This is a genomic window from Sphaerochaeta halotolerans (assembly GCF_003429665.1).
Taxonomy (GTDB): domain Bacteria; phylum Spirochaetota; class Spirochaetia; order Sphaerochaetales; family Sphaerochaetaceae; genus Sphaerochaeta; species Sphaerochaeta halotolerans.
In genome coordinates this window covers 51,627-65,537 of sequence record NZ_QUWK01000008.1, presented here as the reverse complement: position 1 = coordinate 65,537, position 13,911 = coordinate 51,627, and the positions used below count along the sequence as shown (strand labels likewise).

The 13,911-nt window shown below is 42.3% G+C and carries 18 protein-coding genes; 2 read left to right on the top strand and 16 right to left on the bottom strand.

Annotation, left to right across the window (positions count from 1 at the left end; all coding sequences use genetic code 11):
• Positions 1-9: 9 nt before the first annotated feature.
• Both miaB and folD read right to left on the bottom strand, forming a co-directional pair.
• Positions 10-1,305, bottom strand: coding sequence for a tRNA (N6-isopentenyl adenosine(37)-C2)-methylthiotransferase MiaB (gene miaB / locus DYP60_RS08665; RefSeq protein ID WP_117330615.1), 1,296 nt, complete (start codon positions 1,303-1,305; stop codon positions 10-12).
• Complete coding sequence (gene folD / locus DYP60_RS08660; protein WP_117330614.1) at positions 1,302-2,186, bottom strand: bifunctional methylenetetrahydrofolate dehydrogenase/methenyltetrahydrofolate cyclohydrolase FolD; 885 nt, start codon at positions 2,184-2,186, stop codon at positions 1,302-1,304. The genes miaB and folD overlap by 4 nt, the downstream gene beginning before the upstream one ends.
• 176 nt (positions 2,187-2,362) lie before the next feature.
• Between folD and DYP60_RS08655 the strand changes: the two genes are divergently transcribed.
• Together DYP60_RS08655 and DYP60_RS08650 are read left to right on the top strand one after the other, a co-directional pair.
• Positions 2,363-2,959, top strand: a complete 597-nt coding sequence (locus tag DYP60_RS08655) for a TP0733 family outer membrane beta-barrel protein (protein WP_117330709.1) — start codon at positions 2,363-2,365, stop codon at positions 2,957-2,959.
• An 11-nt stretch (positions 2,960-2,970) separates the two neighbouring features.
• The gene (locus DYP60_RS08650) at positions 2,971-4,080 is read left to right on the top strand and encodes a hypothetical protein (RefSeq protein WP_117330613.1); all 1,110 of its coding nucleotides are present in this window, start codon (positions 2,971-2,973) and stop codon (positions 4,078-4,080) included.
• Between the two features lie 78 nt (positions 4,081-4,158).
• On the opposite strand, the gene DYP60_RS08645 is transcribed toward DYP60_RS08650, so the two are convergent.
• From DYP60_RS08645 to ybeY, 14 genes are all read right to left on the bottom strand, one after another.
• Positions 4,159-4,614 (bottom strand): protein-export chaperone SecB, encoded by a 456-nt coding sequence (locus DYP60_RS08645; protein ID WP_117330612.1) that lies wholly within the window; start codon positions 4,612-4,614, stop codon positions 4,159-4,161.
• On the bottom strand, positions 4,614-5,144 hold the full coding sequence (locus DYP60_RS08640; RefSeq protein WP_117330611.1) for a type II toxin-antitoxin system HicB family antitoxin: 531 nt from the start codon (positions 5,142-5,144) through the stop codon (positions 4,614-4,616). The genes DYP60_RS08645 and DYP60_RS08640 overlap by 1 nt, the downstream gene beginning before the upstream one ends.
• A complete protein-coding gene (locus DYP60_RS14755) occupies positions 5,131-5,295 on the bottom strand; it encodes a type II toxin-antitoxin system HicA family toxin (protein WP_117330708.1) in 165 nt (54 codons plus the stop codon). Before DYP60_RS14755 ends, DYP60_RS08640 begins: the two co-directional genes overlap by 14 nt.
• Positions 5,296-5,750: 455 nt before the next feature.
• Positions 5,751-6,368 carry a phosphoribosyltransferase gene (locus tag DYP60_RS08625; protein ID WP_117330609.1) on the bottom strand — a complete coding sequence of 206 codons (618 nt, stop codon included), beginning with the start codon at positions 6,366-6,368 and terminating at the stop codon, positions 5,751-5,753.
• A gap of 19 nt (positions 6,369-6,387) precedes the next feature.
• Positions 6,388-7,143, bottom strand: a complete 756-nt coding sequence (gene map, locus DYP60_RS08620) for a type I methionyl aminopeptidase (RefSeq protein ID WP_117330608.1) — start codon at positions 7,141-7,143, stop codon at positions 6,388-6,390.
• Positions 7,124-7,582, bottom strand: a complete 459-nt coding sequence (nusB, locus tag DYP60_RS08615; RefSeq protein ID WP_117330607.1) for a transcription antitermination factor NusB — start codon at positions 7,580-7,582, stop codon at positions 7,124-7,126. The genes map and nusB overlap by 20 nt, the downstream gene beginning before the upstream one ends.
• Before the next feature lies 1 nt (position 7,583).
• The gene (locus DYP60_RS08610; RefSeq protein ID WP_117330606.1) at positions 7,584-8,627 is read right to left on the bottom strand and encodes a peptidylprolyl isomerase; all 1,044 of its coding nucleotides are present in this window, start codon (positions 8,625-8,627) and stop codon (positions 7,584-7,586) included.
• Positions 8,628-8,684: 57 nt separating this feature from the next.
• Complete coding sequence (locus tag DYP60_RS08605; RefSeq protein ID WP_117330605.1) at positions 8,685-9,098, bottom strand: flavodoxin family protein; 414 nt, start codon at positions 9,096-9,098, stop codon at positions 8,685-8,687.
• 74 nt (positions 9,099-9,172) lie between these two features.
• Positions 9,173-9,520, bottom strand: coding sequence for a preprotein translocase subunit SecG (gene secG / locus DYP60_RS08600; RefSeq protein WP_117330604.1), 348 nt, complete (start codon positions 9,518-9,520; stop codon positions 9,173-9,175).
• Positions 9,521-9,540: 20 nt separating this feature from the next.
• Positions 9,541-10,293 carry a triose-phosphate isomerase gene (gene tpiA / locus DYP60_RS08595; protein WP_117330603.1) on the bottom strand — a complete coding sequence of 251 codons (753 nt, stop codon included), beginning with the start codon at positions 10,291-10,293 and terminating at the stop codon, positions 9,541-9,543.
• Complete coding sequence (locus tag DYP60_RS08590; protein ID WP_117330602.1) at positions 10,290-11,474, bottom strand: phosphoglycerate kinase; 1,185 nt, start codon at positions 11,472-11,474, stop codon at positions 10,290-10,292. The genes tpiA and DYP60_RS08590 overlap by 4 nt, the downstream gene beginning before the upstream one ends.
• 84 nt (positions 11,475-11,558) lie before the next feature.
• Complete coding sequence (gap, locus tag DYP60_RS08585) at positions 11,559-12,563, bottom strand: type I glyceraldehyde-3-phosphate dehydrogenase (protein WP_117330601.1); 1,005 nt, start codon at positions 12,561-12,563, stop codon at positions 11,559-11,561.
• 85 nt (positions 12,564-12,648) lie between these two features.
• Positions 12,649-13,407 (bottom strand): hemolysin family protein, encoded by a 759-nt coding sequence (locus tag DYP60_RS08580; protein WP_237446238.1) that lies wholly within the window; start codon positions 13,405-13,407, stop codon positions 12,649-12,651.
• Positions 13,408-13,409: 2 nt separating this feature from the next.
• Positions 13,410-13,910 carry an rRNA maturation RNase YbeY gene (ybeY, locus tag DYP60_RS08575; RefSeq protein WP_240622850.1) on the bottom strand — a complete coding sequence of 167 codons (501 nt, stop codon included), beginning with the start codon at positions 13,908-13,910 and terminating at the stop codon, positions 13,410-13,412.
• Between the last annotated feature and the right edge of the window lies 1 nt (position 13,911).

Here is a 13,911-nt window from a genome sequence, read left to right as displayed (position 1 = left end):
CACTACAAATTATACCAACATTCCGTTATATGTGTTTCCTTTCAATCCAGTAAGACGAACGGTAACAATACTACCTGGTTCAACAGAACCGGAGAAGACTACCATTTCGTTGTGTTCAGTTTTACCGAGCATCTGGGAATCGTCATGCTTGGAAACCTGGGTAACCAAGACTTCAACCTCCGCATGACTACGCTTCGATTTTTCTTCAGCAAAAATGGCATGTTGGAATGCGATGAGTTCGCTCAACCGTCTCTTTCGCACTTCCTCATCAACTTGGTCTTCCATAGCTACAGCCCTGGTCCCTTCTCTGGGATTGAAGTAGTACATGAATGCCTCAAGACATCGCATATGGGAGAGAACGCTCAAAGTTTCTTGATATTCCTCCTCTGTTTCGGAGGGAAACCCAACCATTACATCGGTAGAGAACGTAATTTCCGGGACGGCTTCCCTTATTTCATTGATTAGTGAGAGAAACTGCTCTTGGGAATATTTCCTGTTCATGAGGGAAAGAATCCTTGTCGACCCACTCTGTAATGGAATATGCAAGTGTCGGGCAATAATCCGTTCTTCCTTGATCACCTGTACCAATTCGCTGGTGAAGTCTTTAGGATGGGGACTTTCAAAGCGAATCCATTTGACGGAGTGTTTCTGTGCAGCCAGTATCTTCAACAACTTGGGAAAGTTGATAATCTCACCTTCCTGTTCAAAGTGATAACTGTTCACGTTCTGTCCAAGCAGGGTTATTTCTTTCACTCCCTTGGAATCGAGGAAGGCAAATTCCTTGACAATGTCTTCAACTGGACGGGATACCTCTCGTCCACGTACATAGGGGACAATGCAATATGCACAAAAATTGTTGCAGCCATTCATGATGGGAATAAATGAACTAAACTCCCCTTCTTGATAGTACGATGACCCAAATGTGTACGACTGGGAGTGCTCATCCATTTTCCCATCTTTACTGGTAAGAATATTGACGATACGTTGTTTGTCATTTGTTCCAATCACATAGTCTACTTGGGGAGCTTCGTCTTTCAGGTCTTCCTTGAGGCGTTCAGCCATACATCCGGTCACAATCAAGGTAAGGGGCCTTTCTTTCTTGATCCGACCGAAGAATCCAAGTCGTCCCCAAATACGATTATCGGCACTCTTACGTACAGTACATGTATTCAATATTGCGCAATCTGCTTGTTCAGCGCTTGCCGAAGGGACCAAACCGGCGCCTTTGAGTTGCAATTCCAGTGCATTGCTCTCTGCGATGTTCATCTGGCAACCGTAGGTCTCAAGCCAATATGTGTGAATCATTTCACTTCCTTGTTTGCAAACTGCCTTGCAGCTTGCATGGTATTCTTCATTAACATTGCAATGGTCATTACCCCAACCCCACCAGGGACAGGGGTAATGGCGTTGCAGTGGGGTGCAACCTGATCATAGTCGACATCCCCTACCAGACGATACCCACGTTTTCGACTGGCATCTTCAATTCTGTTGATTCCTACATCAATAACCACTGTGCCTTCTTTCACCATATCTGAGGTAACAAAATGTGGTTTGCCAATAGCAGCAATGAGAATATCTGCCTGACGAGTGATGGACGGAAGGTCTTTTGTTTTTGAATGGCAAATGGTAACTGTTGCATCTCTCCCTTTCTGGACCAAGAGGCTTGCCATGGGCTTTCCTACAATATTACTTCTTCCTACAATTACAGCATGCTTGCCAGCGGTCGCAATGTGGTAATAGTCAAGGATTTCCATTACTCCTTGTGGTGTGCAGCTTACGAAGCCAGGATTGCCGATCAGAAGGTTCCCGACACTTTGAGGATGGAATCCATCCACATCTTTCTCGACAGAAATAGATTGAATAACCTTATCAGGATCAAGCCCATCTGGTAGTGGCATCTGAACCAAGATCCCATGGACTGAGGAGTCTTCATTTAATTGATGGATTAGATCTAGAAGCTGTTCCTGTGATGTATCTGCGGGTAGATGATAGTCTTTATGGCCGAAGCCCAGAGAAAGACAGGCTTTCTTCTTTCCTGCCACATAGCTCTGGCTTGCCGGATCTTCACCTACCAGGACTACAGCAAGGGTTGGGACATACCCAAAATCCTCCAAGAACTGTTCTGCTTCCTCGGTGAGTGTATCATACACGTGTTGTGCTACTTCTTTTCCTGAGAGTATCTGCATTATTTGCTCCTCAACACCCAATACAGTACCGTAAAATGACAAAGTATGGCAACAAAGTCAAAGCGTCCGTTTGCTTTTCGTTACTTCTCTTACTATACTTCCCAGTGGGTATAAAGCTATGCTATTGTAACTGACAGGAAATCATCTTGTTTCTTGTACATATACTGAGGTACCGAATGAAAAAATTACTACTATTACCGTTATTCCTTGTTTTGCTTTCAGCTTCCCTCTTTGCTGCTGATACCTATGATAAAGGAAATCAAATCTTCTCTTTTAATATAGGAACCACAATTCCTACGTTTACTTACTTCTTTTCGGATAATTCTTCTTCCACTTTGGTAGGACCTGGAGAAGGAAATACGGGTATGAAGGTTGGAGGATACGGAGGAATTAGCTACCAGGTATTCAATACCTCAAAAACAGCAATTGGTGGAGAAATTGGGTATAACTTCAATTTTTCTGCAGCAAAGATGTTGTTTACTGCTGTCCCCTTCTATGCAAAATATACATATATCCCGGTCCAAGGGGGATGGGACATTCCAATTTCCTTTGGTCTTGGTGGTGCATACATCAAATACAACGATGCATCGCTAATGACCATGTATGCAAACATGGAAGTTGGTGTTACCTGGTTTCCAGGAGAGAATTGGGGCTTCGGCCTCAACACTGGACTTTGGCTGATCCCAGAGTTCAATTACTATGAAAATTTGCAGCAAGACAATGCACTTGCCGGTTTTGTGCCCATCACTCTCTCTATCAGTTATAGACAATAGGAGTCCTTCAGATGAAGAAAAAATTTATATTGACATCAATAGCCCTTTCCCTGCTCCTCTCATTCATGTTGCTCAGTTGTAATGCCGATGCAACAGCAGGCCTGTTTCGACAGATAAGCAATGCATCTGCACCGGTTGGCATAGTCTACAAGCAGATTGTGGAACTGGATTCAGGAACACTCTATTATCTGACTGATGATGGCCTATATAAGACAGATGGATCTAGTTCAACGAAACTTGTAGCTAATGCTGAGAACAATATCATTGAGACAGCGGCCCTCGATGGAACAACAACAATCGCGTATCAGGTAAATAGCAATGAGAATGAAGGCTATAAAACGATAAAGACTGTTACTAATTCTGGTGTAGCAGGACCTACTTATGATTTCTCTGAATTTGATTATGTGCAGTTGCTTCCAAATGGATTGGTGCTTGTAAAAGATGGAAATACTAATTTTTATTTATATGATTTTGATGTGGCCCCTACCCCTACTTTAAGTAATATTGGCTCTCCTTTAATCTCAATTAATGCAACCACTGGATATAATCTATCATCGGTGATACAGCTGAGTGGAAAGGAACACACTTCTCTTTCAGCAAATCCAATGTTAATTTCATTCGTAAATGAGAGTGGAGGTTACAAACATTTTTATATTACTGGAAGTACTGCAGCAGAACTCAATACCTCAACAAGTGGTTTTCGGTTTGCTTCGATGGCGTTTATCGATGCAAAAATATACTTGCTTACTGATGAAGGTGATCTTTACGCTACTGCGACACCTAGTGCATCTACCTTTGATGAGGTGCATAAAACGAACAAATCCTATAAGGAAAATGCATTCATGTATGGCTACTATGATTCTGCTAATTCAGTAACTAAGCTTATCACCAAGCCAGCTGGGATCAATGATGCGCTCTATGAAATCAATATAGATGCAAGTGATACTGTTACTGCTAATAATGTTGATGATGGATACGGCAAGTACCTTGATGCAGCAGAGATTAAGGATAGCTATGAAAAGGATGCTGGCAAATTGTTGGTAGCTACATTGGAAAATGGTATGTATGAGATTGATATTGCAGGAAATACCTCTTCTGATCCTGAAGAATATACACTGTAGCATTTGTTAATTTTACACTCGAAATTCTTATAAACATAACTACTCTAGTGAAGGGTAGTTATGTTGAATAATCACTAGTTAAAAATCTAGATGCTCAGAAAGATTCTCAAATAAAGGTAGATTCAATTGAGGTAACCCTGCTTTTTGCAAGGACTCAGCCACAGATTGTCTAAAATATGGATGCAAAATCCTTGGAGCAATCCTTTCAATAAAGGCCTTCTTGAGATCTTCTTCTATCTCAATTTCCTTCTCTAATGTAATTATTAGATTGTATATAATATCTAAGCTAAAAAATATTTCTTCTTTGTTCTTGCGAGATTTAACACCTTCTTTTGTTGAAGCTGAAAAGAAATAGGGAATCTTAATGTCAATTTTTCCCCCTTTTTGCTTAAAAGACACCTTCTTTTCATCAACAAAAAATTGATAATACAGTGAAGCACCAGATTCGAACTTGGTTTGGTCGAAGTAGTAACAGTATTCAGGAATCGTTACAGAATTAATGTTCACTTCAGAAAGGAACTCTTTAAGTATCATTAATTACATCCTTTTTTCTTAGCAGGAAAATCCATCACTTTGGATTGTAATTTCCATTGAGACGTCATAGATTCCTTCTGAATCTCTAATCTCCCAGTACCTGACGTTAATAGCTTTGTTGTTTGTCTCATAAACTGATTCGTAAATGTCTCAATAAGACGCTTTTGAGCTTCGATAACAGAGCTTTTCCCTGCAAGGATTTCGCTAACATAATAATTTAAGCTTACTCCATATGATTTTGCCTGAAGCGATAATTTCTTGTGCAATTCTGGAGTAACTCTTACAATAAATTTTCCACTATAAGATTTAGTATCTATACTTTCTGGTTCAGGTATAGGCAACCCTTTCTCAAGACTATACGAAATCCACGTTTTTTTTGCGTCCTCGATCATTACGAGGGCTTCTTCGACGGTATCACCAACAGAAAAACATCCTTCAAGCTCTTTAACTGAAATAAAATATGATCCGTCATCTTCTTTTTTTAACTCAAGCGTATAGGGTAATTTTAAATAATCTTCAATTTTCTTCATCTCGTATTTCCTCCAAACCAAACATCTTCAGTGCTTGTCTGATATAACACGCTCTAACTGGCTTATGTTTGGGAACAGTAAGCCGTGAATTAGTACCTGGAATATAGAAAATGTAATGGCTTCCTTTCCCATCACGTTTCTCGCATCCTATAGCTAAAAGTACATACTTTTACTCTTCGAAGCTAATATTGTTCGGTTGTGTTACCATCTTTCTTATGACTTTATTCAATTTCGATGGCACACTACTCCTCCAATTCACTTACAGTGATACTATATTTAGTATATATGCAAGCTATTTTAAGATAGAGGTAAAATCATCTGTGATATTGATAATAAATCACACACCATGTTGTGGAGCACTACGTTGCCAGGTTACCCATGACGGATCTCTCTACACTAGTGGATTCATATCCCTCGCTAAAGATTATTGGGTCGCATCTAGAACTGGTAAAGGAACTTAATAGACAAAGAAAAACATACCTGCTCAATCTTGAAGAAAGCAGGTATGCCAATTCTGAAGCTTCAGTGCTTGTTATTCCAGAAAGTGCCCCAAACTAGGAAGCAATCATTGGTTTTCTGGAATATCTATTTGAAGAGTAAATCGGCTCAGTCTCCCCTCACCTCATGGAGGATATCCCTGACCTCTTCATCCTGGAACTGTTCATCAATCTCCTTGCTACTGAGACCAAGAAATTCATGACAGTTGTAATGGATCCATCGCTCATCATCAGGGCTGTTGAGAATGTGTTTACGACAGTAATAATCAGGCTGAACTGGAAGAGGTTCTTCTTTCTTGTAAAGAGGAACCTTATAATCAAAGACAGCAATCTTCAGATCTTCACGAGGGATACCCTTGTGCATAATAATATCAGCAAGTGCATTGACCGTTTTCCCAGTATCGAATATATCATCGACCAAAAGAATCCTGTCCCCTGTCCTGAGATGTTCAGGACTATAGGTCCAACCATCCACCATGACATTTGTCTGGGTACGGAGATACCCATAGGAACGGGCTACAACAGCCGCATAGAATACAGGTCTACCCTGCTCTCTGATACGTACCATTTTGTAATACTCACTAAAGACGTTTGCCATATAGGCACCACCTCTGAGTGAAGCATAGATAATGTCTGGAACGAAATGATCTTCCTTGTACATTCTGTGTGCAAGTTTCAAGGCACTGTCACGGATATCGTCGCACGTTATGAATTCCTTTTTAACCATAGAAAAGACCCCCAAGAGACTAGAAAACCGTCAGAACTTCCAAGCCATGTTTTGTAATAGCAACAGTATCCTCAAAATGTGCTGATGGCAACCCATCTGCAGTAACCACAGTCCAGTCATTGGTGAGAAGTTTCACCTTATGGGTCCCTAGGTTGATCATAGGTTCAATTGCCAAAACCATTCCTTCCCGAATCCTCGGATTTGGCAGATAAGAACTGGTGTAATTGGGAATTTCAGGCTCTTCGTGAACATCCAGGCCTACACCATGGCCACAGTAGTCTCTCACTACACCATAGCCATGTTTCCTGGCATGCTTGTAAACTGCTGCACCAATATCTTGGATACGTGCTCCTTTCATAGAGGCAGCCTCAATGCCAAGTCGTAGACTTTCTTCAGTAACATCACAGAGTTTTTGGTATTCATCATTTGTCTTTCCAACCACGAATGTCCTGGACATATCAGAGAAATGTCCATTCATGTTGATCCCCAAATCAACATCCACCAAATCACCTTCTTTGATGATTCGTTTCTTTGAAGGAATTCCGTGGATTATCTCTTCGTTGACAGAAATACACGCTGTCGCAGGAAACCCTTCATAGTTGAGGAATGCAGGTATCCCTTTGTGAGAGACAATAAACTGATAACAGTACTGGTCAATATCAAAAGTGGACATTCCCTCCTGAATATAAGAGGAAAGATTATGCATAAGTTCTGCTGTAAGGTGGCAGGCTTCCCGTATCTCAGCAATCTGAGTTTCAGTTTTCAAACGAATCATCAGTATGTTTCTCCTGAACCGGGAAAAGCTGTTTTTGCATTGCATCCAGAATCCCATTGATGAACTTATAGTTTACCTCAGTGGAGAAATCCTGACTCAGCTTTACCGCTTCGTCGATGATAATATGAGGATGAATATCCCCATACATAAGACAGAATACACTCATCCTCAGGATATTCCTGTCTACAATGTCAATACGCTCCAGAGGACGATTAAGTGAGTACTTACGAATCAAATCATCAATGTTTTCTAGATTTTCCAAGGTACCCTTGATCAAGTACATGCCATACAGTTTGACTTCGTCTTCTAGCAAACCATACTCTTCCTCGGTTATCCCACTGAAGATATACGGAATAGATTCCAACGAAAGTGTATGGTTAAAGTCCATTGCGTAGAGAGTCTGAAGCGCCAATTCGCGTGCTTTATGTCGTGTTTTCATATCATTTATATAAAATGTTTATGGTCGCAGACTTTCTCAGGTCATCCACCAGACTGTTGATCGCCGCATAGTAGTTGGCTTGTTGTTTCTGTGCTGCAAGTTCACTTCTTATATATTGCTCTACTGTCGTGGAGGTGGTTGGGCTGATCTGGTCCTGTAACTGCAAGATCTTGGTATCATTGTAGGCAAGTATCTTCAGAATATGATAACCGGTATTACTGGTTACGACATCGCTCACGTTCCCTACATCCGTGGTGAATGCAACATCAAAGAATGCATCTCCAAGGCCAGCACGCGCTTCCATGTTATCCATGGTCAACCAACCAATGTCACCAGCTTTGTTCTTGCTCTGTGCATCTTCAGAATACTGCACCACTGCCTTCTCAAATGAGAGTGAACCATTCTTTATATCTCTGGCAACACGCTCCAGAAGTGCCTTATTTTGCGCATCCTTCTGTGCATCGTTCGTGAAAGGAATATAAATATGACTCAGTTTCACCGTTTCTGGACTTATAAAATTCGTCTTGTTTTTACGATAGAAGGAAGTGATTTCTGCATCAGAAACCTGTACCTTTGTCCCAAGCATATCTGATTTCTTCATGCGTACATAAGAATCAACCATCAATTGCTCTCTAATAGCCTTACGATATGCATCAACAGAACCAAAATTATTTATAATAATCTGATCAAATTCCGCATCAGTGAACTTTTGCCCTGTCGAAGCCTCAAGATTAGTCTTCTGTGAATCGTAGGCACTTTCTACCATTGCATCAGTAATCTTTACACCATCACGTGCAGCACCCTGGCGGAACAATTCATTGTTGATCAGAAGGTTCAATACTTGCAACGGGTCAACGCTTGCAGGGTCTCCACCCTGTTTTACTGTATTTGCCTTGTATTGTGCTACTTCCGCTTCAAGATCTGCCATGCTGATGGGTGTGGTTTTGGTAAGCCTCACCGTTGCAGCCGGGGCACCAATTGTTGCAGCAAATGCCATCGTGCCAATGAGCAGGAAGACGGCCAATATACTAGCTCTACGTTTCATATAACAACTCCTAAGGATATCTTCTGATAAGGTACTACCAATAGAATAGAGAATCAATTAGATTTGCACACGTTTACCAACAGCACGGGCTAAATCCACCTTGTTGATAATCTCACTTTTCTTCAAGAACATACCTTCTTTCTCCATTGTTTTCATCAATGTCTGGAGTGTTTTCATTGAACGTATGCCACCTTTGGTAATGAATGCCATACATCGTTTCCCAGAAATACTACCAGCTGATTTCAAGAAACCAGAAACGGTTTGGGGTATTTTCCCACCAAAAAACGTGAGTGTCTCAGTACCTATGATCAAGTAGTCATAGAAAGAGACAATCTTCCCTGCTTCGAGAGACATATCAAACACATCGACCATATGACCTTGTGCAGAGATGCTTTCCGACAATGCATTGGCAATCGCCTTCATTTTTTCATTCCCTTTCGATGCAGGTGCATACAATATGCATACTTTCATAGACACTCCCTTGAAACAACAACCGACCGCATGTCTGCGGCCGGTAGTCGATAATAATTGGAACAGCGACCGTCCTAGTTGGTTTGTGTAGCTGTCTCAGCTGCTGCTGCATCTTCGCCACTTATCCACCAATCAGTAGTTTGCTGTACCTGTTCCGTGGTGACGGAATCGAGCAACTCATCCTGTGATGGCGTTTTGTTCACGAAAGCCACCAAGAGGGCCAATACCAAGAACAAGACAGCAAGCGTCCCTGTAACCTTGGTCACCACACTACTGGAGTGAGACCCAAAAGCAGTATTGCTTCCACCACCAAAAATACCGCCCAGACCTTCACTCTGCTCATCCTGTATAGCTACTAGGAAAATTAAGAGAAGACTGACAACGACAAATAATACCAACAGAATAATGCTCAAAACACCCATTTTCTCTTTACTCCGAATACTTACTTATCAAAGTTCACAATCGGAAGGAACTGCTCCACGGAGAGGGAGGCACCACCAACCAGTGCGCCATCGATATGCTCTTTAGACATCAAGGCTTTCACATTCGAAGCCTTCACTGAACCACCATACTGTATAATCAGCTCTTCTGCAACACCCTTATTGTACAGTTTTTCAACAAGACTACGAATAAAAGCATGTGCTGCATCTGCATCTTCAGGGGTAGCGGTCTTTCCAGTCCCAATAGCCCAGACAGGTTCATATGCCAAAGTGATATGTTGCATCTGTTCAGCGGACACACCCTTCAAGCCTTCTGAAACCTGACGGCTTAGGACTTCCTCAAGTTTACCAGCCTCGCGTTCTTCCAAGGTTTCACCTATGCAAAGGTCAACATCCATTCCCTCAGAAAGTGCAAGCAAAACCTTGCGGTTGATGAAAACATCACTTTCACCATACAGTGCGCGTCTTTCACTATGCCCGAGAATTACATTCGTAACACCGAGGTCTTTAAGCATGAGAGCACTGACTTCACCAGTGAAGGCTCCTTTCAGATTGTCACTCATGTTCTGGGCAGCAACAATAATATCAGAACCTTTGAGTGCCTCAACAACTGCAGGGATGGTGACAAAAGGAGGAGCAACCATTACCTTGGTATTGGTTCCTTCCACTGCCTTTGCAAGATTCTTAGCGAAGGCAGCGCCTTCGCTTGGAGTCATATTCATTTTCCAGTTTCCTGCGATATAGGGTTTTCTCATTTTAATTTCTCCAATGCCTTGATTCCCGGAAGGACCTTACCTTCGAGAAACTCGAGGGATGCACCACCGCCGGTACTTACATGACTAATTTTGTCAGCAAGATTAAACTTATTGATAGCTGCCACAGAGTCACCTCCCCCTACAACAGAAGTGGCTTTACTCTCTGCCAATGCTTTTGCAACAGCAAGAGTTCCCCCTGCAAAAGCATCAAACTCAAATACTCCCATCGGACCATTCCAAACAACATTCTTGGCCGTATTTACTACATCCACAATCATAGAAATAGTCTTGGGACCGATATCCATACCAATCAGATTTTCAGGAATATCAGCAGCATCAACACTGATTGCCTCAGTATCATCCTTGAACTCTGTACCACAGAGATGGTCTACAGGAAGAATAACTTGGACACCCTTCTCCTTTGCCTTTGCAAGGAAGGAAGAAGCTACATCCTTGTACTCCTCCTCGACCAAGCTTTTTCCAATGGTATGACCCTGGACTGCAAGGAATGTATAGGCCATTCCACCACCGATAACGATGGAATCACAGGTCTTTACCAGACTCTCCAGGACGCCGATCTTGCTGGAAACCTTTGAGCCGCCAATAATAGCGACAAACGGTTTCTCAGGATTGCTCAGCAACGGAGCCATGAATTTCACTTCCTTTTCAATAAGGAACCCAGCATAGGAGGGAAGATAGTGGGAAACACCTTCAGTGGAGGCATGTGCACGGTGAGCTGTTCCAAAAGCATCATTGACATATACATCACCTAAGGAAGCAAGATTCTTTGCAAAACCTGGGTCATTCCCCTCTTCTCCACTGTAGAAACGTACATTCTCCAGCAAAAGTACATCACCAGCTTTCATTGAGGAAACCTGTTTAGCAACCTCATCACCAATTACATCATTTGCAAGTTGTACGTCTTTTCCCAGCAGTTCGCTAAAGCGTTTTGCAATGGGGGCCATGGAGAACTCAGGGTTTTTCTTCCCTTTTGGACGGCCAAGATGGCTCATGACCACAAGTGATGCACCGTTATCCAACAAGTACGTAAGGGTGGGTAGTGCAGCTCTGATACGGGTATCATCAGTTACAACGCCATCCTTGATGGGTACGTTGAAATCTACACGAACCAAGGCTTTCTTGCCTGAAAAATCACACTCTCGAATTGTATTAAGAATCATAGCTTTCCTCTGAATTTCGATGGTAATCGTTAGCAAGGAAATCAGGCCTGTAGAAACAGGCCTGACATTCACAGTAACACAGTGTTATTTCACCAACTTCTTTGCAAGATCAACAACGCGGTTGGAGTAACCAATCTCATTGTCATACCAGCTGATTACCTTGAACAACTTCTCACCCATCTTCATGGTAAGACCAGCATCAAGGATTGAAGAGAGGGGGTTACCTACAACATCGCGTGATACGATAGGATCCTCAGTATATCCAAGGATACCCTTCATAGCACCTTCACTGGCCTGCTTCATTGCTGCATTCACATCCTCAACGGATACATCCTTCTTCAAGGTTACAACCAAGTCAACAACTGAACCTGTTGGAGTTGGAACGCGCATTGCCATGCCATTAAGCTTGCCCTTCATTTCAGGGATAACTTCACCGACAGCCCTTGCAGCACCAGTGGTGGTTGGGATGATGGAAAGAGCACCAGCTCGTGCCCTTCTCAAGTCCTTGTGGGGCTGGTCAAGCATTACCTGGTCATTGGTGTAGGAGTGCACAGTGGTCATCAATCCTTCCACAATACCGAATGAGTCATTGAGCACCTTTACAATAGGAGCCAAGCAGTTGGTGGTGCAGCTCGCATTGGAGTACGCAAGCAGGCTGAGGTCGATTTTGTCGTCATTGACACCACAAACAATGGTCTGGTCAATCTTGTCCTTTGCAGGAACGGTGAGGATGACTTTCTTTGCGCCAGCCTTGATATGGTCCTTGTAACCACCCTTCGGGCTTTCAGCAACAGTGAATATACCAGTGGATTCAATAGCAACATCAACACCAAGTTCCTTCCAGGGAAGCTCAGAAGGGGAGCGGATGGCATACACAGGAATTTTTTTGCCGTCAATAACAATAGCATTATCTGCTACTTCGACGCTTTTGGGGTATACTCCATAGGTAGAGTCATATTTCAGAAGGTGGGCCAAGGTCTTTGGATCTGTGATATCATTAATGCCTACAATTTCGATGTCCTTGTCTTCAAAAGCAATCTTGAAAACATTACGTCCAATTCTTCCAAAACCATTAATTGCAATTTTCATTGTTCGTTTCCTCCGGGAAAAGTTATTGTGTATCGATATATTAGTATACAGTTTTCCTTATATAAGGGTCAACGTATGCTACATACTATGGTTTGACAACCAATTTTAATTGGTTGATCTTATGGCCATCAATATCCTCTACGGTAAAAACAGCCTCATCATCCTCGACCGATTCATCCTTGAGCGGAATTCTTCCAAACAGTTCAAACACATAGCCTCCAACTGTTTCATACTCTTCCTCTGAAAGATGCAATCCCACTGATTCATTCAAATCTTCAATAGAAGTTCTTGCATCGACAACAAACGTGTTGTCATCCAATTTACGTACGCCATCATCCTCGTCGTCATCAAACTCATCCTGTATGTCACCCACTATCACTTCCAAGATATCTTCCATGCAGACAATTCCACTCACTCCACCATATTCATCAATGGCAATGGCAATATGCACTTTTCTTAATTTAAACTCTCTGAGCAAATCATCAAGGTGCTTGCTCTCAGGAATGAAGTACGGCTGCCTCATCAAGGTCTTGGCATTGAACACCTGATCTATGCCATTACGAATGATATCTTTGGCATAGAGAACACCCACAATATTGTCAATTGTCTGTTCATACACAGGATACCTGGAGTACCCCTGTTCCTGTATAATTGCATACAACTCATCAATCGTAATGTCACTGCTGATAAACTGGACATCCACACGAGGAATCATAATCTCCTTAACCGTCTTGTCCTGCAGTTCCTGGATGCCCTTAATCATCGTCTGTCTTTCTTCTAACTCTGCCTTAAACCGTTCCTCACGATCATTAGAGTGTTTCTTGAACAGACCTTTCCATGGCAAGCTCAACGTTTGCTCCCCCCCAATTGATGGAGAATTTCCTCTTGCTTGATCAACATCGGCTCATCAGCATCATTGCTGGAATGATCTTCACCCAACAGGTGAAGCAAACCGTGGATCAAGAGGCGAAACAACTCTTCATCTAGTTCTACACTAAAGGATAGTGCATTTCTTTTCAAGGCATCAAGGGATATTACCATGTCCCCCAGTACCCTGATTTCCTCTGGCGGACTATCAGGCATTCCCAATTGTACTTCTGGCCAAGAAAAATCTTCTATGTCTTCTTCCTGTACAAAGGAAAGAATATCGGTAGGCTCGTCCTTGTCTCGATACTCCCTGTTTAATTCTTGAATCGTCTGGTCACTGACAAAGTTCACTGAACATTCACAACTAGACTGACCGAGAAATGCAAGAACATTCTCCAAATATTCAACAACCAAAGGAGAGGGTGCCTGCACAGCAAATTGCTCATCTTCATAGGTAACATCGATATAATACCTGTTCATT

Coding starts and splice junctions, on each gene's coding strand:
- miaB (WP_117330615.1), bottom strand. CDS start 1,305: ATGATTCACACATATTGGCTTGAGACCTACGGTTGCCAGATGAACATC.
- folD (WP_117330614.1), bottom strand. CDS start 2,186: ATGCAGATACTCTCAGGAAAAGAAGTAGCACAACACGTGTATGATACA.
- DYP60_RS08655 (WP_117330709.1), top strand. CDS start 2,363: ATGAAAAAATTACTACTATTACCGTTATTCCTTGTTTTGCTTTCAGCT.
- DYP60_RS08650 (WP_117330613.1), top strand. CDS start 2,971: ATGAAGAAAAAATTTATATTGACATCAATAGCCCTTTCCCTGCTCCTC.
- DYP60_RS08645 (WP_117330612.1), bottom strand. CDS start 4,614: ATGATACTTAAAGAGTTCCTTTCTGAAGTGAACATTAATTCTGTAACG.
- DYP60_RS08640 (WP_117330611.1), bottom strand. CDS start 5,144: ATGAAGAAAATTGAAGATTATTTAAAATTACCCTATACGCTTGAGTTA.
- DYP60_RS08625 (WP_117330609.1), bottom strand. CDS start 6,368: ATGGTTAAAAAGGAATTCATAACGTGCGACGATATCCGTGACAGTGCC.
- map (WP_117330608.1), bottom strand. CDS start 7,143: ATGATTCGTTTGAAAACTGAAACTCAGATTGCTGAGATACGGGAAGCC.
- nusB (WP_117330607.1), bottom strand. CDS start 7,582: ATGAAAACACGACATAAAGCACGCGAATTGGCGCTTCAGACTCTCTAC.
- DYP60_RS08610 (WP_117330606.1), bottom strand. CDS start 8,627: ATGAAACGTAGAGCTAGTATATTGGCCGTCTTCCTGCTCATTGGCACG.
- DYP60_RS08605 (WP_117330605.1), bottom strand. CDS start 9,098: ATGAAAGTATGCATATTGTATGCACCTGCATCGAAAGGGAATGAAAAA.
- secG (WP_117330604.1), bottom strand. CDS start 9,520: ATGGGTGTTTTGAGCATTATTCTGTTGGTATTATTTGTCGTTGTCAGT.
- tpiA (WP_117330603.1), bottom strand. CDS start 10,293: ATGAGAAAACCCTATATCGCAGGAAACTGGAAAATGAATATGACTCCA.
- DYP60_RS08590 (WP_117330602.1), bottom strand. CDS start 11,474: ATGATTCTTAATACAATTCGAGAGTGTGATTTTTCAGGCAAGAAAGCC.
- gap (WP_117330601.1), bottom strand. CDS start 12,563: ATGAAAATTGCAATTAATGGTTTTGGAAGAATTGGACGTAATGTTTTC.
- ybeY (WP_240622850.1), bottom strand. CDS start 13,910: ATGAACAGGTATTATATCGATGTTACCTATGAAGATGAGCAATTTGCT.